Below are 18,080 nucleotides of genomic sequence, written 5' to 3' on the forward strand. Positions count from 1 at the left end.
CTACACTTTTGTGTTACTTAAGTATTACATATAGGCGGTAGATTTAGCCTTAGCAGCTAGGAGAGAAATCACTACACAGGTTTCTGCTAGTTAGCTGGCCCTAAGCTGCCGCTGGATTTCAAACCCAATGTTTGAAATATCTGTTTTATGCCCATAATTATATTGCTGATTTTGACATACTCTTCACTTTTAAAGTACAGTAAGGGACTATTGTGTCTATTTCATGGCATTTCCTGAATCAAGTTGTCCATTTCTACTGATGATTGGCCTTTCTAATATTTATATTTTCCTACGCCCCAGGGTACTTTTATGCTCTTAGAAAAAATATACTTAAAATGAGTAATTGTATCCATCTTGTCTATGGACCGGTTGGATATGGTTTCGAGATACAGACAAAATTTGATCCCCGTCTCGGATATCAAAGTTGCCTTTGCTTGTCACAGTTTTCATCCTGACTGCTTTTAACCCAGCATTTTGGCCTTTGACGACATTGATCATATCCCCTGTTTTCCAACCTGGTACAGGTTTTTTTGCTTTGTCACCAATCCTAGGAAAACCATATTTATCCATCTGTACCATTTGTCGGCAACCATGTCCCATTGCTGTGACGACCAGGGGTTGAGAAGTAAATATTGTTAACTTTTCAATTTCACCAACGCCAGCAGCATCTATCCAGTGTTCTTTTGGCAAATTCAAGCGACAACGGTTATATTTAGTACCAGCACCACTACCGGTAATCACACGCAAACCTTTTGCTTTTAAAGTTTCAAAGATTTGAGTGTGGGTTGTGTTGACTGCAGCAGCATCTTTTAATGGCGTTTTGGCAACCTTTAGAACATGAGCTAGTATAGACGGTTTATTTTCGAGAAATTCCCGAATATCCATAGCACCCTTATTTTGGTTGCATTGATGACAAGCTATGGCTAAATTAGACACCCGATTACTACCACCTTTTGAGCGTGGAACTATATGTTCAACTTCTAAGGGCGTATCTGTTGCCCCACAATCAGCAGATAATCGACCCCATTTCTCTAATAGATACTCCCGGACATGATCACCAAATAGTTCCCCTTTTTGATATTCAACTCCTGAAATTTCTGGGTTCTGTATTTTCTGGGTGTCAAACTTGGCCAATTCCATAGTCAAACTACTTATCGGACTTAGTTTACAAAGTCTATTAACCCAAGTTTCTACAGTCATATCATGTCCGGTAGCATCGGTATTGTATAGAAAAGGTAGGCAACAGGCAACAAACAGGAAGGCAACAGGCAACAAGCAACAGGCAACAAACAGGAAGGCAATTGAGCAAGAAAAAAACTTAAATTTCCTGTAGATATCCACGCTAACTTTTACACAAACGATACCAACGGACATGATCTCAAAACCCGATGTCTCAAACTTGGTGGCAGCCATCCTTTGTTTCGTTTGCGGTTGAAAAATCTGCACTTACGGTAGCGAGTTTTTCGACGACGACCTCGACGAAGAGTTCGCCGTCGTTCCAAAGCATTCTTGATTTGCTGACCACGATGGATTAAAACCATTGCAAAGATAACTTCTTCACTTTGGGTGACCATTGCAAAGCCTGTTTGTTTAGAACCAGGGTCAATTTTTAATTGCAAGCCTTGATTTTCTTCAGCTACCAATTTCTTCAGATGTAAAGTTGGCCTCGCCCGGTTATTTAAGCTTTTTACGTTCGGCACACTAGCTTTTCAAATCTCTTTGGCTGTTTAATGCCGAACAATAGAGGTTGGAACTGGCGGAGGGAGCATCCTGACGTATTGTCACCAAAATAACGTTTACTTGAAAAAAGTGGGCTGGACTAACCATTTAAACACAAAATTTGCGTTTTGATTAGATTTGTGGTTAGTACCCACACAACCTAGAGAATTACAAAATTGCAAATTAATTGAGTGGTAGCGAATCAATCCAGTCTCAGTTAAAATATAATTATTAATATCATGTCATGTCCGTTTAATTTAAGTCCTGATAATGTTTGATTTTGAAATCTTCGATCACTTTAACTTACCTACATATTCAAAGCTTCCCTATTGCCGGAGGTACTGATAACTGCTAACACAGTTCTTCCGGTAGGAGGCTAACTGAATTAATCTACAAACAACGTTCAATTGTTGCTACTACTGATTGAGATAAGCTAGGTAGGTCATAACCACCTTCTAAACCAAATAAGATGTTGCGGGTTATTTGCAAACAATATTTTGTAAATTCTCCATAGTCTTCTGGTTGTAGAGCAATACCTGCTAATGGGTCGTCACGGTTAGCATCATAGCCAGCACTAACAATCAATAAATCTGGTTGAAAGCTAGCTAAAAAGGGTACAACTTTTTGCTCGAATGTGGGTTGATAAATTGCCATTGTGGTACCTGGTGACATGGGTAAATTTAGTACATTATTGTGGAAACCATGTTCATCAGCAGAGCCAGTGCCTGGATAACAGGGAGATTGATGGAGGGAGCAGTAGGCTATATTTTCGTTGGTTTCGACAATTTCTTGAGTACCGTTACCGTGATGCACATCCCAGTCTAAAATAGCGACCTTGTTAATACCTGGTTTCTCTAGAGCGTAATGAGCTGCGATCGCTGCATTGGAAAATAAGCAAAATCCCATACCTCGTTTACTTTCAGCGTGATGTCCAGGGGGTCTTGCCAACACAAACGCTGGATTGATATTTGCCAACACTAAATCGACTCCATCTAACCAAGCACTTACTGCTAACAATGCCACATCATAACTTTTGGCAGAAACTGGTGTATCTCCATCCAAATAACCGCCACCTTGATTAGCTATTTCTGCTACTGCTTGAATATGACTGGGAGAGTGAACTTTTTCTAGTAGTGTCATCAATGATGAATGGCGCTGTTGTACTGGGGTGGGCGATCGCCATTGCAGTTGGCCATTGTGAGGAAAAGTTTTGAGAGTTTTGACAATTGCAGTTAAACGTTCTGGTCGCTCCGGGTGTAGCATACCAGTTTTGTGTTCGAGAAATTCATCGGAATAAATAACAGAAATCATCAGTTAATTTTAGATATTAGATTTTTTTATGAAATGAAACTTTTTATCTTTTGATTTTGGGTTTAATACCCCCCTGTCTACACGGTGTTTACAGATGGTTGGAGTTATAAGTCATTGACTATCCCCCTCCACTTTTTCCTTCTTTTTTCTTCCTTCTTCCTTCTTCAGTGTAATCATACCAGTATTTTAACTTGAAATCGGACGGAAAATACTTATCTATTACTCATTAATTTTCTCAAAAAATAGACACAAAATATGCTATAATTGTAGACGTAAACAGCATAATTTGGCAAATACACCGAACTTAATCGGACGAAATCCATTTTTTTCGGTTTTTTGCTAATTAATTATATATTTAACGGAGTTTTTCATTAGTATGACTACTTCTGAGTCACGAATTGTACCGACCGATCTCCGTAATGAAATGTCCCGATCGTACCTAGAATATGCCATGAGCGTAATCGTAGGTAGGGCATTACCAGATACTAGAGATGGTCTCAAACCCGTGCATCGTCGCATACTCTACGCCATGAACGAATTAGGGTTAACAGCAGACCGCCCTTTCCGTAAATGCGCTCGTGTGGTGGGAGAAGTGTTGGGTAAGTATCATCCCCACGGCGATACAGCGGTGTACGATGCTTTGGTGCGAATGGCTCAGGATTTTTCAATGCGATCGCCCCTCATCCACGGTCACGGTAATTTTGGTTCTGTAGACAATGACCCACCTGCGGCTATGCGTTACACAGAGTGTCGTCTACAAGCGCTCACTTCTGATGCCATGTTGCGGGATATTGATGCAGAAACAGTAGATTTTGTTGATAACTTTGATGGTTCTCAACAAGAACCGTTGGCACTGCCCTCCCGCATTCCTCAACTATTCCTCAACGGTTCGTCTGGTATCGCAGTGGGAATGGCAACTAATATTCCTCCCCACAATTTGGGGGAGCTTATTGATGGTTTGCTAGCGCTGATCGAAAACCCAGAAATAACTGATACTGAGTTAATGCACTACATTCCCGGTCCTGACTTTCCTACAGGGGCTCAAATTCTGGGAAAATCTGGTATCCGCGATGCTTACACACTCGGTCGTGGTTCTATAACTATGCGGGGTGTCGCCACTATAGAAACCCTCGAACAGCGCGGTCGTCCTGACAAAGAAGCTATTATTGTCACAGAGTTACCTTACCAAACTAATAAAGCAGCATTAATTGAAAAAATTGCGGAACTGGTTAATGACAAAAAAATTGATGGCATTTCTGATATTAGGGATGAAAGCGATCGCGATGGAATGCGGGTAGTCATCGAACTCAAACGAGATGCTTATCCTAGAGTTGTACTCAATAATCTCTATAAACAAACCACTCTACAAGCCAATTTTGGGGCTAATATTTTAGCATTAGTAAATTCAGAACCCCAGTTACTAACGCTGAAAAAATATCTCGAAGTATTCCTAGATTTTCGGATAGAAACTATTACGAGAAGGACTCAATACGAACTCCGAAAAGCTGAAGAAAGAGACCACTTATTACAAGGTTTACTAATTGCTTTAGATAACTTAGATGAAATCATTCAATTAATTCGTCAGGCGGCAGATACTCCTACTGCCAAACAAGAACTAATTGAAAATCATGGTTTATCTGAAGTACAATCAGACGCAATTTTACAAATGCAGTTAAGAAGATTAACAGCATTAGAAGCACAAAAAATTGAACAAGAACACGAAGAATTACTGTTAAAAATTGCCGATTTGCAAGATATATTAGCTAAACGAGAACGGATTTTAGAAATTATTGAAACTGAAGCTTTAGAAATAAAAGAACGCTATGCTACTCCGAGAATAACTATCATTGAACTAGCAGAAGGTGAACTAGATGATACAGATTTAATTGCCAATGAAAAAGCAATTATTTTACTAACAGAACAAGGCTATATTAAACGGATGCCAGTTAATACTTTTGAGGCTCAAAGTCGAGCAACTCGTGGTAAGTCTGGTACGAAAATGAAAGATGATGATGGAGTTGAACATTTTCTCAGTTGTTGTGACCATGATAGTATTTTATTCTTTACTCAAAGAGGTGTTGTTTATTGTCTAAATGCTTATCAAATTCCTATTGGTTCTCGTATAGCACGGGGCGTACCAGTGGTACAAATGTTACCTATTCCACGAGATGAAAAAGTAACTTCTATAGTGGCAGTTTCTGAATTTACTGATGACGAATTTTTAGTGATGTTGACCAAAGGTGGATATATTAAAAAAACACCTTTATCAGCATTTTCTAATATCCGTTCTAATGGATTAATCGCTATTTCTCTCGCTGAAGGTGACCAATTAAGATGGGTAAGAAGAGCGAAAGTTGATGATAGTGTGATTATTGCTTCTAGTTCTGGGATGGCAATTCACTTTAGAACAGATAATAAGCAATTACGTTCTTTGGGTCGTAATACTAGAGGGGTAAAATCTATGAAACTGATCGAAGATGATGAGTTAATTAGTATGGATATTTTGCCCAGTTCAATTGTAGATAAAATTGCTGATGTTGATGAGGAAGAATTAGAGCTAGAAGAAGCAGAATTAGAACTAGAAACTGGAGAAATAGAAGAGGAAGAAACTGAAGAAACAACGTCAGTTAATAATAGTGGTCCGTGGGCATTAGTTATTACTACTGGTGGTTATGGAAAGCGGGTGCCAGTTTCTCAATTTACCTTACAAAACCGAGGTGGTAAAGGTCGCATTGCTACTAAGTTTAAGAAGAAGAAACGGAAACAAGATAAATTAGCTTCTTTACGAATAGTCAACGAAACTGAAGAATTAATAATGATTACTACTCGCGGAATTATTATTCGTCAAGCAGTTGACGCTATTTCGATTCAATCTCGTAGTGCTACAGGAGTAAGGGTACAAAAACTAGATGACGCAGATACCATCGCAGAAGTAGCTTTAGTTCCTGCCACTGAAACAGAAGATATAGAAGATATGGAAGAAATAGATGCAGAAGAAACAGAAGATATAGACCCAGAAGATATGGAAGAGTAAGGAGGTAGGGATAGAGACTTAAATATAGTTATATAATCCCTCCTTCGGGAGTAAGGAGAAAGGAAAATTGTATGAAATTCTACCCTACTCCTTACTATCATCTATATTATAAAAAAATTGCCTTTTATTAGGGCGTGTCATCAATTAAAAAATTGACAAGTAGGGGTATTGTATGCTCTAGGTCGATGGCGATCGCTATGCTCTTGAAGAAGGAGACAGGAGACAGGAGACAGGAGACAGGAGGAACATTACATGGGGATTCGCTCCCCCAAGTAATGCGTGAACACCCCCGTTGACGGTGGGGTATTAAACCCACAAAGAAAATGATAATACCAAATTGATAAATGTTTGCTACAAATAGTTAGGATATTTCTTAGGAGTCAACCCACCCCTCGCCCCTCCCCCTCCCAGGAGGGGAACTCAGGAGTCAGGAGTCGTATGGGAATGGTTTCAATACCATTTTTCAGGTCGGAAGTCATCTTTTTTGTCAAAGGGAATATTCTGAAAAGTCTTTTTATTCCTCTTACTATTCGTAACATTATTTTTTCACGCTTGGTATAAAATGACTGAGGCTACCAAATAATATCATGTCCGGTAGCATCGTTTGTGTATAAAATTAAGGTAAAAATGGCAGAAAAGCTTCTGCCTTCTGCCTTCTGCCTTCTGCCTTCCTTCCTCCAAAATGTAACTATTCAACCGGACATGATATAAATCCCTCCCAGGAAGTTAACCGAACGTTGATCGTATCTAGTAGCGATATAGCTGCCGCTAGGCGGAGCCAATGCTGGATACTGTTTGAGTTTGGCAAAGAAATTTTCGATTCATAGACCTGCTTTGTACAATATCTGATCATAATTACGCAGTTCTTTTCGGTTTTTTTTCGGGGGAATCACTACTTCTATTCCTCTGTTCCTCTGTGGGTCAAAGGCGATTGGCACCCGCTCCTGAACATCATCAGCTTTGTCCCCTAATACTGCTTCCGCTTTTACCATCGGTAATACTACATCTGCCCCATCCAAGTCGGATGCTTGACCAGTAGTAAAAAAAATTAGTAGGATTACCCAGAGCATCTACTACTCCATGTATCTTGGTACTCAATCCTCCTTTGCTACAGCCAATGTCTTCCTGTTCTGCACTACTGTCCTTCACTCCGGCACTATGTTGATCAGCACGAACAATAGTGGCATCGATCATGGCATATTCGTGATCTGCATCCTCAGCTAGAGTTTGAAATAGTCTTTCCCAGACTCCAGAACGGCTCCAACGGCTAAAACGGGTATGGACAATGCGGAAGTCCCCAAATCTTTCTGGTAAGTCTGTCCAAGGAATTCCCGCCCGATATCTGTATCAAACCCCTTCTACAAAGAGGCGGTTGTATGCATGCTGTTCTTCCTACAGTTCCTTCACGGCCTGGTAGTAAATGTGGAATGGGTTCCCATTGGTCGTCACGCAAACCATAACGTCTAGTCATTTAGAGCAGTCCTATGGCTGTTATTTCTGTAGTTATTCTTTATAGAACCCCTGAGCGTATCTTTTCCGTCCAAGGTGATACTAAGTAGCGATCGCCAATTATCCTAAACAAGAGTTAGGCAAATGCCGTATTCCAGCAGTTTAACAGACAAAGAATGGGTTCAAGTTGAACCATGATTGCCAAAAAAGAAGAAAACTTGCCCCACAAAATGGACGAAAAGGCAAATACTTGATGGTATCCTCTACCAACTTAAGAATGGTTGTAATTGGTGTGATTTGCCCAAAGATTTGTCTCCTGATTCCACAGTTTTTTTGGCAGCTACATTCAGTGGCGTTCTCAAGGAGTAATTGAGAATATTAGAGATCTTTTACACGCTCAAGTACGTCAACAGGTAAAAAAAAGCGATCGGGGATAACTTTAATCATGATTGATTCCCAGGCAGTGAAAAATACTTGCAATGCTAGTATCAAGTCCAAAGGATTCTGTTTTGACAAATCTACAAATGGAATTAAGAGGCACTTAGCAGTTGATAGTCTTGGTTTTCCTTTTTTTACCCACTGTACATGCATCATCAATGTAGGATGAATAGAAATGATCTCAAACAACATCGACTATTTGAAATCCAAACCAGTCAATATTCCTCAGATTACTATCTTACTTGATCATGGATACCACCCCGAAAAGATCATAGAGGAGTTAAAGAAAATTTATCCGGCAATTATGACTAAGATTCGGTTTAAACTATCCCCAAAACCATCAAAGTTAGAGAAAGAGAATCTTGGAAAAAAAGGGTTTGTTCCCGTTCAAGCCAGGTGGGTGATGGAAAGAACCAATTCCTGGATGGAGAGGTGTAAAAGCTTGGGTGGTGGTGCATAGTAATGGTAAAGGAAGCACCGGGAGTTTGGGGGGATGGGGACCCACCCCTAACCCCTCCTGGGAGGGGAATTTGGGGAGATGGGAAGTGTGGGAGATGGGGAGATGAGGAGTGTGGGAGAAATTAAAAAATATGTATCCTACCATTACCATGCAGGACTATCAAAGCTTGACTAAAAATTTTGTTTGCGCAGCATTGCGCAGGAAAAGAACCCTGGAAAATGCTACTGCCAAGTAAATTATGTGTTTTATTCGACTAATGCTTCAGAGATTGGCGATCACCTAAATTTTTAGAGATACGCTCAGGGGTTCTATAAGCATACTATACCTTTAATGTCAACCTCTTTATCTTTAATTGATGACACGCCCTAGTATTAATGGAGATTTTCAAGCAGCTTCCCGTTGGTATTTATATCAGTTTATTCCTGAATCTAATTATATTGCTGTTGTAGTAGTGGCAGGGAAAAATCAAAGTTTGAGTTTTTGGTAGATAAATAATATTGACATTGCTTTTTAAGATGCTTATTGTCACAAAATATAGCAATCCCAAATAGATTACAATAAATCAGAACTTACGCATCCACAACGCGACAGCACTATTTAATAGTATAAATAAAAATTAGTTGAATCTAAAAATCAGACCCTAACTTAACCAAAGCCTTGAGGTTTGTCTTCTTGCAGTTCTACATCCCGGAAAAATTTGCGAATAATTTCAATATCAGGCTCTGTCTCAATCCACAGGCGGGCACCACCAGCTTGACTTTTGTTAGGTTTATGAGGACGATAGACTATTTTGCAGTTTCCCAGAATTTCTACTTCGTGGCAGCGATGGTTTTTGCCTCCTTGTTTGACAGAAATTGCTGGAAGAGATGTACCGTGGTCTCGGTTATAGTCAATTTCTCTTCGCAGCACATGGATAAAAGTATTGCCTGTACGGAATCCTTTATTCCAAGTTCCTTGAGGACCTCGACGACCAGGAGTAATTTCTGGCATTCCCCGACTATTTAAGGGAATGATCCAGAAGCGTTTGACTTTTTTAGCTCCTTTGAGGCGACCTTGCCTGAGAAGTAACCTGAGTCTAGCAGTAGAAATATTTAAAAGAAATGCTGCTTCTGTTGTACCAACTTTATCTGGTTCAGTATTTGTATCTTTCATAAACTGTTTCGGAATATATAAAGGATGAACTGGATAACCATTTACAGCTTTGCATAAATGCGGGATGATTTTAATAGTTTTGTGAAATGAGCATCTTGCCCAGTCCTTATATTTTCGGGCGGGCAGGATGCCCATCCCATTTATATTTATCCCTTAATTCAGCAACGCCCCATTTACTATCAAACCACATTCGAGATTAGATTGGCTTTGGTTTGTGCTTCTACTTTTTTGAGAAAAGGGACAAAATTGGTGCCACCAGTTCCCATCTGCTCTTTGGGAGCTTGTTGGAGGATATATTGAGCAGCAATTGCCAAGTGCTGTTTTCTAAAGTTCATTAGCTCCTCAACGCAATGATTGTATAAATCACATAAAGCAGGTTGACTCTGTTGGTGGTCGATTATAAACTGTTTGATAGATGGTCCTGACCAAATGGCGACAATAAACTGGCGGTGCCTGGGGGGCATATAGGAGTGCATCTCCTGCAAAAACGATTGAGTGTTACCTGCGTGTTGTATTCCTAAACCAGCGTCAAGGGACTGTACCAGGGAACTTTGAGCCGCACTACCGCCAGCGAATTTTTGCGGTACATCACTGACTCCTTCATAAATCACGCCAGTTTCAGGCCAGCCTGCGAGAAAGGGGCGCACGCGATGATAATAGATATAGGGGTCACATTTTTCAGTCATCCGCTCTAATCCCCTCTGCATCTCGATAATAGCAGCAGCAATTTGTGCCAGTTGTGGTCTGATTCCCTCAATCCATCCCATAGCTACTGCCTTTTGAGCTGCCACTATGGCTGCTAAAGCAGGGGCACCTTTGGCTTCTATTGCCATGCTTACCAAGTAAAACCACTGTTCGTCGATGCCACCACAAAAAAGCTGGAGGGGAGCTAAATTGTTCAAATCTAACGGTTGGCTCCGATCTATTCTCCTCCAATTATCCAATACTATTGAGGCGTAAGCGGTGATGGGGGGACGCTTTAGTTTTTCAGCAATCTGACACCAAGGAATGGCGATCGCCCGTGGGATAGTGGTGGCAGGTTTTGCGCCACCCCAGACATAAGCATTGCCGAAAATTGACAGCAGGAGCATGGCTCGTCGAAGCTGGCGATCGCTTTCTAACCTAGAAATATCGGGTATGGTTAGGGTTGCTAAAGTTTCTCTGAGTCTATTAGTCATCAAAAGTGTCGGCACTTGAGCCGCAAGGCGCTCCCATATTTCAAAGCCTTGGGGAAGGCATTCAAGGGGGTCTTCTGATGGCAAAAAACCACGACTGGGGTCAATTTGGTAAACTTTTTTTGGGGGGGGGTGGACATTGACATTAAAGAATGATAATAGATTTTCAACTGTACATATATTGGAGGAAAGAGTTATCCAAAAATATCAAATATTCGGATTTCATCATTCCTGATTGTGCAACGTCACTGTGGGAGCATCAATCATCTTTAAACAGTAGATTAGAGGATTTATGGGATTGAACAAGATTTAGAGATTATCGGCAATAGTTTATCCTAAATAGCCTAAAAATGCTATTATCTACTCTTAATCTTTATAATTCTGATAAAGCTTGCACAAATTGAAAAACTTCTGCATAGCGGTTGTAAAGGGGAACAGGTGCAATCCGAAGGGTGTTTGGTTCGCGCCAGTCGCATAATATTCCTCGTTCTGTTAACTTTTCCAGCAAATTTCCCTCGGCATTTTTAATCTGAATCGATAACTGACATCCTCTAGCTTCAGGATTGGCAGGGGTAAGCAATAAAGGTTTGTTTTCTAGACTATTCAATAAGAATTCAAGATAGCCAGTCAGCAGGCGACTTTTAGTTACTAATTGTGCCATTCCCACCCTGGCAAAGATATCTAGAGAAACTGAAAGGGATGCTAATGATAAAACATCTGAATTACTAATTTGCCAACCTTCTGCACCGGATGACGGTTCAAAATCTCGTTTCATCTGCAACCGTGTTTCAATTTTATTGCCCCACCAACCAGCAAACCGGGGTAAATTGAACTGATGGGCATATTTTTCATGGACGAAACAAGCTCCGACCGCCCCTGGTCCACTATTCATATATTTATAATTACACCACACAGCAAAATCTACTTGCCAATCATGCAAAGCCAGGGTAACATTACCAACAGCATGAGCCAGATCGAATCCTACCAAGCAACCGTATTGGTGTGCTTGCTCAGTAATTTTTTTCATCTCGAAAAACTGTCCTGTTAGATAGTTTATTCCTCCTAGAAATACTAAAGCAATTGAATTACCTTCTTGCTCTAATAAGTTTTCAATATCTTCGGTTCTGATGTAGGTTTCGCCCTGACGAGGTTTAATTTCCAGCAAGGCAATTTCTGGATCGTAACCGTGAAATTCAATCTGGGATTTGAGCGCATATCGAGGAGAAGGAAAGGCGTTAGCTTCAATCAGAATTTTGTATTTTTCTGGGCTAGGTCGATAAAATGAGACTAGCATCAGATGCAAGTTCATGGTCAGAGTATTCATGATTGCTATTTCTGACTCCAGTGCGCCGACAATTTCAGCCATTTTTGGCTTTAATGATTTACTATAATCCAGCCAGCGAGGAGTACCGCAGAAGTATCCTTCAATTCCCAGCTTTTCCCAATCATATAATACCTTTTCGATGCTTTCTCGAACAGTTACAGGTTGTAATCCTAGAGAATGACCACAGAAATAGATATTTTCTTCCCCAGAAGCAGCCTTGGGAATATAAAATTCTTTTCGTAAGGAAGCGAGAGGATCTCTAGCATCCATTTGTTCAGCAAATTCTTGTTCCAGTCTATATTCTATCATTGGCTAGTTGGGCATCTCGAAAAATTTGATTTAGCTGATCCATAAAACTGATACAAAGCGTCACATAACGTGAAAAATTGATGTGTACGGACGTTGCATGCAATGTCCCTTGCTTCTACTGAGGCCGTCGGCGGTTACTTAGGGTTTGCTGAAAAAGTCTTTTGGTGGGGGTAGGAGTCAGGAGACAACCCACCCCCAACCCCTCCCAGGAGGGGAAGACAGGAGACAGGAGAAAAGGGAATGAGCGAGGAGGCAGGAGCTAAGTTTTGTCCCTTAATTTTTTTGCCCAACTATGCGCCTAAAATACTAGCTTTTTGAGCTTTTTAGACTGAAACAGGCGCACTTTTTAAAGGCAAAAAAAGGCTGAAACCAATATCTGTCAGTGCTTTGATATTTAATCAGCAAGCCCTACTTATCCACAGGCATTCACGGTTGTTTAACGCCGAAGGCGAAGGGAGCGTAGCTCTCACCGACCGCATCTCTTAAATTTCTACTCTACTATAATTTACATAGCAATCCTAAATTGGTTCTGACAATTTTTATCATCATTAATTTGAACTGAAAACCTTAAAAATTCTGACTCCCTACTCCCTCAAAACGGCAGAAAGCTTAAACTCTCTGCCGTCTTACCATTAAAAATTAACTTCCGTTCCCAGAAGAAACTAAATCCTACTCAGCTCCTTGAGGCAACAACTCTCGTTTTTCACCTTGAGTAACCTTAATCTGACCATCCTCTCCAACATCAACCACAGCAGTATCGCCCTCGCGAACCGCACCAGAAAGAATTTCCTCAGCCAAAACATCCTCAAGCAAACGCATAATTGCCCGACGTAAAGGACGCGCTCCATAACTGGGATTATAACCTTCCTCAACTAACCGCTCTTGGAAGCGTTCAGTAATTTCTAGCTTGATGCCTTTTTCTGTCAAACGACTAAAGACTTCTTTCAACATAATCACAGCAATTTCCTTCACCTCATCCTTATTCAACTGACGGAAGACGATAATCTCATCCAGACGGTTGAGGAATTCTGGGCGGAAATATTGTTTGAGTTCTTCATTAACCAAATTACGAATTCGGTTGTATTGAGCATCTGCTTCATTATCGGAGAACTCGAAACCAAGACCACCGCCTCCTTTTTCGATTACCTTAGAACCGATATTGGAGGTCATAATAATCAAGGTATTCTTGAAATCTACTGTACGACCCTTAGCATCAGTCAAACGTCCGTCTTCCAAAATTTGCAACAGCATATTAAAGACATCAGGGTGAGCTTTTTCAATTTCATCAAATAGCACCACAGTATAAGGGCGACGACGAACTGCTTCAGTTAGCTGACCACCTTCGTTATAACCCACATAACCAGGAGGAGAACCAATCAACTTAGAAACAGTGTGACGTTCCATGTATTCGGACATATCCAACCGAATCATTGCTTCTTCTGACCCGAAGAAATATGTAGCCAAAGCCTTAGTTAATTCTGTCTTACCAACCCCAGTAGGTCCAGAGAAAATAAAGCTAGCAATTGGTCGGTTGGGGTTTTTCAATCCTACCCTTGCCCGACGAATAGCACGAGATACTGCTCTGACAGCTTCTTCCTGACCAATCAAACGTTGGTGTAGAGTATCTTCCATGTGTAGTAATTTCTCAGATTCAGATTCTGTGAGTTTACTAACTGGAACACCCGTCCAACTTGCAACAATATGAGCAATATCTTCTTCGTTAACCACTGGAGAATCATTTTCAGTAGTGGAATCTGTCTTTTTAGTTTGAGCAAGGGAGCGAATTTCAGATTTAATTTCCATTTCCCGGTCACGCAACTCTCCTGCCTTATCAAAATCTTGGGAGCGTACTGCCTCATCCTTTTCTTTGAGAATTTGACGCAACTCTTTATCCAATTCTTTAGCTGCAGGAGGAAGTTGAGAATTAATCAAACGAACCCGGGAACCTGCCTCATCAATCAAGTCAATAGCTTTATCTGGTAAATAGCGATCGCTAATATAGCGGTCTGATAATTTAGCAGCAGCTTCTAGAGCTGTATCCAAAATTTTTAATTTATGATGTTGTTCGTAACGTTCCCTTAAACCGTATAAAATTTCAATTGTTTCTTCAACGGAAGGTTCGCCCACCATTACTGGTTGGAAACGACGTTCGAGTGCTGCATCTCGTTCAATGTGTTTGCGATACTCATCAAGGGTAGTTGCCCCTATGCACTGTAACTCCCCACGAGCCAAAGCAGGCTTCAAAATATTAGCTGCATCAATTGCCCCTTCTGCTGCACCAGCTCCAATTAGAGTATGAACCTCATCTATAACTAGGATGACATTACCCGCAGAGCGAATTTCATCCATAATTTTCTTCAGACGTTCCTCAAACTCACCTCGGTATTTTGTGCCAGCCACCAATAGACCAATGTCCAGAGTAACTACCCGCTTTTCTTCCAGAATATCTGGTATATCATTATTAGCAATACGTTGTGCCAGACCTTCAGCGATCGCTGTTTTTCCGACCCCTGGTTCTCCAATAAGTACAGGATTATTTTTTGTTCTACGACCTAGAATTTGAATAACCCGTTCAATTTCCTTTTGCCTTCCCACCACTGGGTCCAACTTACCTTCCGATGCCATTTGAGTCAGATTAGAACCAAACTCATCCAGGGTAGGAGTTTTAGTCCTTCCACCGCCTCCACCAGCAGTTACTTCTGCAGTTTCACCCAACATCCGAATTACCTGAGTCCGTACCTTCGAGAGGTCTACCCCTAAGTTTTCTAGAACTCTTGCTGCTACTCCTTCCCCTTCTCGAATTAAACCCAGAAGTAGATGCTCTGTACCAATATAGTTATGTCCTAATTGCCGTGCTTCTTCCAAGGATAATTCTAAAACCCTTTTAGCTCTAGGAGTAAATGGAATTTCTACAGCCACAAATCCAGATCCACGGCCAATTATCTTTTCTACTTCAATCCTAGCGTCCTTGAGATTAACACCCATAGATTTGAGAACTTTGGCCGCCACACCTGTGCCTTCTCCAATTAGACCCAGGAGGATTTGTTCCGTCCCCACAAAGTTATGTCCCAAGCGCCGAGCCTCTTCTTGGGCCAACATTATCACTTTGATTGCTTTTTCAGTGAAGCGTTCAAACATAATTAATTAATTCCTATTATTTATAAAGTTCCCCTTACGGTTATTCTAGCGTGACATTTATAGTGACATACTCCCAAACTATAGCCTCAGCTTAGTGTGAGCTTCTCGCTTCCCAGTCCTGCCATTGCATCGGACTCTACGAACTTTAAGGACGGAATGCCCCACCGCCCTGTATTTTATAATTAGGGTTTGCTGATTAAATCTCAAATAATTACCAGATAAAGGTTTTAGCCTTTTTAGGTATTGAAAAAGTACATGGTTTTCAGCTCTTCATGCTCAAAAAGTTAGCATTTTTAGCGCATAGTAGGGCCAAAAAATTCTCCCCTACTCCCCTACTCCCCTACTCCCCTACTCCCCTACTCCCCCGCTCCCCTACTCCTTAAAAAAGACTTTTTCAGCAAGCCCTAATTATTGCGACGTTTTGGCCTCTGCATCAAACAGTGTCGCAATGAGGACAAGAATGAATCCTATCCGACAATTTTTTCGGAACTTTTTCTCCAAAATGAATTAGAGCAATCTTGACTTGTGCCATTTGGATTCACAGCCTAGTATTTAAGTCCTGCGGACGACCTAAAGTAAGGCTTTGACAGCAAGAATAGTCAGGAATTGACCCCATCCAACATCGTTAATTGATTTACTCAATCTGGTTTGGACTAGCCGTTTAATGTCTAAGTTTTCATCAGCAACAACTTCATGTTTTGATAGTAGTTCGTTGGCATTTTTAAAGTAAAAATCTTTTCGTTTATTGGCGATTTTTTTATGTTGTTTAGCAACAGCTATAGTTTCGTTATAGACGGTTTAACGTTATATACTTTCTCCTATCTTCCATTAATTGTATTGAAGGTTACGTTTTTATAGCCAACAATATAATTTTATTTAGTTTCTAAAGTATAGCTCAGGTTTCTATATAAAGACGATTCAATATGTTTGTTTATTTTAAGAAATTATAAACTTTTAGGGTTCATCTCAATTTTGAATCAAGCCAAAAATTTATCACTTTTAGGGAACAGGTAGCAGGGGATAGGAAAAAAGTATTTTTGCACATATATATAGATATAGATATATAGAGATGCACCCAAGTTTTATGGGTAACAATGATCCATTTCAGCCAAGTAAATCTTTGGTAATAATGTAGTTTTTCTATTTGGAATGTATCAGAAAAAATCTTAAAAAAAGGTAATATTGGGTGATGATTTTAGACTTTTTATATTTTTTACAGATTCTACCTAGAATCCCATACAATCAATTTAAAATGCAGGCAAAAAAGTCTATAAAAAAAATCAACTTAAGAGAATCAAGCTATTTGAGTTGAGCGATCGCTAATTACCAATAACCGATTCTAACTTTTCCCACCTTACTTCATAGCCACTCAGACGAGCGATCGCTTGTCTATGCCATTGGGACAAAGTTTGCTCATATTCTGGGTCATCCAGATGACCACGCCAGAGAATAAGAGCATCTTCCCCAGTTTGCTGATAATATCCTCGACGACGGCCCACATCTTGAAACCCAAACTTGTGATAAAGGGACAATGCAGATGTATTTGAAGCTGCAACTTCTAGGGTAGCTCTCTCTAACTCTCTGTCCCAAGCAGATCTCATTAAGGAGTATAATAATAACTGACCTAAACCCAGACGTTGGTAGTGGGGATGAATTCCGAGAATAGTGATGTGTGCTTCCTCTAAAATAGCCCATAAACAACCTATGCCAATTATGGACTGATGATTGATAAGCTCTGATTTAGAGTTAGAAGATTTAAAGGTTACCTCCCTTTTCATCTCTTCATTCATTTGGCTAATTACTAAAATTAGCAAATCACTGTTAGGACTTTCTAGTTCTTGCTGATAACCTTGAAAATTCCAGAGTCCACCAAAGCAGAGTCGATCCAATTCAACCACGCTAGAAATATGCTTTGGACTCATTGGTTGAATCGTAATAATTGCCATACTTACAAAAGTCTAAATTCTATATCAAAAATTAATCAAAAATTGACAAATTGAAATAACTTCTATCTGAAATGGAGCCAGAGGAGTCCCAGTATAATCTCCAATTTACCGGGAGATGAATCGCGACCAAACAAACAATAAGCATTCCATTGAGATAGAATTATGATACAATAGAAGTATGCTCAAACTAACCTACACATTTAAGTTAATCTCCTCTGAAAAACAGATTGCCATCATCAAAGAGATGCAGGGTTAGGTTAGATATTCAATATATTGGCTTGGGTATGCTGGAAAAGAGGGGCTGATTTAGGCCAGGTAGACTACAAATATACCAGTCAAATTTGTCCAAATTGTGGAGCGCATACAGTTCATTAATGGATAATGGATAATTACCTCGGGTTTTAACCGTTACGGAATTGAATATCAGGAATATTCTCTTTTTTTTCACCTTAAAAGGGGATGCTTCAAGGCGCGAATTATTTAATTATTAATTATTTACAGGACTTACGCAAAGACACTATATATAGCGTATGGCCAATAGAGCGGTCGCTTTGAAAAAATGTAGCGATTGCTGACGCAAAGCTCCGCTAACGCCTCAAGACAAATACCATTGTCAAAACAAGGG

Annotated in this window: 15 protein-coding genes and 2 pseudogenes; 8 read left to right on the top strand and 9 right to left on the bottom strand. The window is 40.2% G+C overall.

Annotated features, from left to right (window positions below):
- Positions 1-330 precede the first annotated feature (330 nt).
- The 3 genes and pseudogenes from iscB to F6K18_RS31555 form a co-directional block, all read right to left on the bottom strand.
- Positions 331-1,374, bottom strand: coding sequence for an RNA-guided endonuclease IscB (iscB, locus tag F6K18_RS31545; protein WP_287526838.1), 1,044 nt, complete (start codon positions 1,372-1,374; stop codon positions 331-333).
- A 3-nt stretch (positions 1,375-1,377) separates the two neighbouring features.
- Positions 1,378-1,613: pseudogene (locus F6K18_RS31550) on the bottom strand (RRXRR domain-containing protein); the annotation flags it as partial.
- Positions 1,614-2,109: 496 nt separating this feature from the next.
- Complete coding sequence (locus F6K18_RS31555) at positions 2,110-3,030, bottom strand: histone deacetylase (protein WP_287526841.1); 921 nt, start codon at positions 3,028-3,030, stop codon at positions 2,110-2,112.
- Positions 3,031-3,406: 376 nt separating this feature from the next.
- Between F6K18_RS31555 and gyrA the strand changes: the two genes are divergently transcribed.
- The 3 genes from gyrA (at position 3,407) to F6K18_RS31570 (ending at position 6,625) form a co-directional block, all read left to right on the top strand.
- Complete coding sequence (gene gyrA / locus F6K18_RS31560; RefSeq protein WP_287526844.1) at positions 3,407-6,064, top strand: DNA topoisomerase (ATP-hydrolyzing) subunit A; 2,658 nt, start codon at positions 3,407-3,409, stop codon at positions 6,062-6,064.
- Between the two features lie 134 nt (positions 6,065-6,198).
- A complete protein-coding gene (locus tag F6K18_RS31565) occupies positions 6,199-6,360 on the top strand; it encodes a hypothetical protein (RefSeq protein WP_287526846.1) in 162 nt (53 codons plus the stop codon).
- A gap of 52 nt (positions 6,361-6,412) precedes the next feature.
- Positions 6,413-6,625, top strand: a complete 213-nt coding sequence (locus F6K18_RS31570) for a hypothetical protein (RefSeq protein ID WP_287526848.1) — start codon at positions 6,413-6,415, stop codon at positions 6,623-6,625.
- A gap of 131 nt (positions 6,626-6,756) precedes the next feature.
- Here F6K18_RS31570 and F6K18_RS31575 read toward each other — a convergent pair.
- Positions 6,757-7,535, bottom strand: a pseudogene (locus tag F6K18_RS31575) (IS5 family transposase).
- Between the two features lie 176 nt (positions 7,536-7,711).
- Between F6K18_RS31575 and F6K18_RS31580 the strand changes: the two are divergent.
- The 4 genes from F6K18_RS31580 (at position 7,712) to F6K18_RS31595 (ending at position 8,898) form a co-directional block, all read left to right on the top strand.
- Positions 7,712-7,882: a transposase gene (locus F6K18_RS31580; RefSeq protein ID WP_287526849.1), complete on the top strand. Its 171-nt coding sequence runs from the start codon at positions 7,712-7,714 to the stop codon at positions 7,880-7,882.
- Between the two features lie 244 nt (positions 7,883-8,126).
- Positions 8,127-8,411 carry a transposase gene (locus tag F6K18_RS31585; RefSeq protein WP_287526850.1) on the top strand — a complete coding sequence of 95 codons (285 nt, stop codon included), beginning with the start codon at positions 8,127-8,129 and terminating at the stop codon, positions 8,409-8,411.
- A 2-nt stretch (positions 8,412-8,413) separates the two neighbouring features.
- Positions 8,414-8,536 (top strand): hypothetical protein, encoded by a 123-nt coding sequence (locus F6K18_RS31590; RefSeq protein ID WP_287526852.1) that lies wholly within the window; start codon positions 8,414-8,416, stop codon positions 8,534-8,536.
- 230 nt (positions 8,537-8,766) lie between these two features.
- Positions 8,767-8,898 (top strand): hypothetical protein, encoded by a 132-nt coding sequence (locus F6K18_RS31595; RefSeq protein ID WP_275670392.1) that lies wholly within the window; start codon positions 8,767-8,769, stop codon positions 8,896-8,898.
- A gap of 158 nt (positions 8,899-9,056) precedes the next feature.
- On the opposite strand, the gene F6K18_RS31600 is transcribed toward F6K18_RS31595, so the two are convergent.
- The 5 genes from F6K18_RS31600 to rimI all read right to left on the bottom strand — a co-directional run bounded on the left by F6K18_RS31600 (position 9,057) and on the right by rimI (position 17,455).
- Positions 9,057-9,563: a DNA-binding protein gene (locus F6K18_RS31600; RefSeq protein ID WP_124145544.1), complete on the bottom strand. Its 507-nt coding sequence runs from the start codon at positions 9,561-9,563 to the stop codon at positions 9,057-9,059.
- 179 nt (positions 9,564-9,742) lie between these two features.
- Positions 9,743-10,936 (bottom strand): indoleamine 2,3-dioxygenase, encoded by a 1,194-nt coding sequence (locus tag F6K18_RS31605; RefSeq protein WP_353735235.1) that lies wholly within the window; start codon positions 10,934-10,936, stop codon positions 9,743-9,745.
- Positions 10,937-11,111: 175 nt separating this feature from the next.
- On the bottom strand, positions 11,112-12,371 hold the full coding sequence (kynU, locus tag F6K18_RS31610) for a kynureninase (protein WP_287526854.1): 1,260 nt from the start codon (positions 12,369-12,371) through the stop codon (positions 11,112-11,114).
- Positions 12,372-13,040: 669 nt separating this feature from the next.
- Entirely contained in the window at positions 13,041-15,509 is a 2,469-nt protein-coding gene (locus tag F6K18_RS31615; protein ID WP_287526856.1) for an ATP-dependent Clp protease ATP-binding subunit, read from the bottom strand.
- A 1,319-nt stretch (positions 15,510-16,828) separates the two neighbouring features.
- Entirely contained in the window at positions 16,829-17,455 is a 627-nt protein-coding gene (rimI, locus tag F6K18_RS31620; RefSeq protein WP_287526858.1) for a ribosomal protein S18-alanine N-acetyltransferase, read from the bottom strand.
- Positions 17,456-17,728: 273 nt separating this feature from the next.
- Between rimI and F6K18_RS31625 the strand changes: the two genes are divergently transcribed.
- Positions 17,729-17,830, top strand: a complete 102-nt coding sequence (locus tag F6K18_RS31625) for a hypothetical protein (protein ID WP_353735234.1) — start codon at positions 17,729-17,731, stop codon at positions 17,828-17,830.
- Positions 17,831-18,080 lie beyond the last annotated feature (250 nt).

Source organism: Okeania sp. SIO2C2, assembly GCF_010692625.1.
Taxonomy (GTDB): Bacteria; Cyanobacteriota; Cyanobacteriia; order Cyanobacteriales; family Microcoleaceae; genus Okeania; species Okeania hirsuta.

What these genes read in the sequence shown, in the direction of transcription:
- kynU (WP_287526854.1), bottom strand. Translation starts at nt 12,371, where the DNA reads ATGATAGAATATAGACTGGAACAAGAATTTGCTGAACAAATGGATGCT.
- iscB (WP_287526838.1), bottom strand. Translation starts at nt 1,374, where the DNA reads ATGTCCGTTGGTATCGTTTGTGTAAAAGTTAGCGTGGATATCTACAGG.
- F6K18_RS31555 (WP_287526841.1), bottom strand. Translation starts at nt 3,030, where the DNA reads ATGATTTCTGTTATTTATTCCGATGAATTTCTCGAACACAAAACTGGT.
- rimI (WP_287526858.1), bottom strand. Translation starts at nt 17,455, where the DNA reads ATGGCAATTATTACGATTCAACCAATGAGTCCAAAGCATATTTCTAGC.
- F6K18_RS31600 (WP_124145544.1), bottom strand. Translation starts at nt 9,563, where the DNA reads ATGAAAGATACAAATACTGAACCAGATAAAGTTGGTACAACAGAAGCA.
- gyrA (WP_287526844.1), top strand. Translation starts at nt 3,407, where the DNA reads ATGACTACTTCTGAGTCACGAATTGTACCGACCGATCTCCGTAATGAA.
- F6K18_RS31585 (WP_287526850.1), top strand. Translation starts at nt 8,127, where the DNA reads ATGATCTCAAACAACATCGACTATTTGAAATCCAAACCAGTCAATATT.
- F6K18_RS31590 (WP_287526852.1), top strand. Translation starts at nt 8,414, where the DNA reads ATGGTAAAGGAAGCACCGGGAGTTTGGGGGGATGGGGACCCACCCCTA.
- F6K18_RS31595 (WP_275670392.1), top strand. Translation starts at nt 8,767, where the DNA reads ATGACACGCCCTAGTATTAATGGAGATTTTCAAGCAGCTTCCCGTTGG.
- F6K18_RS31615 (WP_287526856.1), bottom strand. Translation starts at nt 15,509, where the DNA reads ATGTTTGAACGCTTCACTGAAAAAGCAATCAAAGTGATAATGTTGGCC.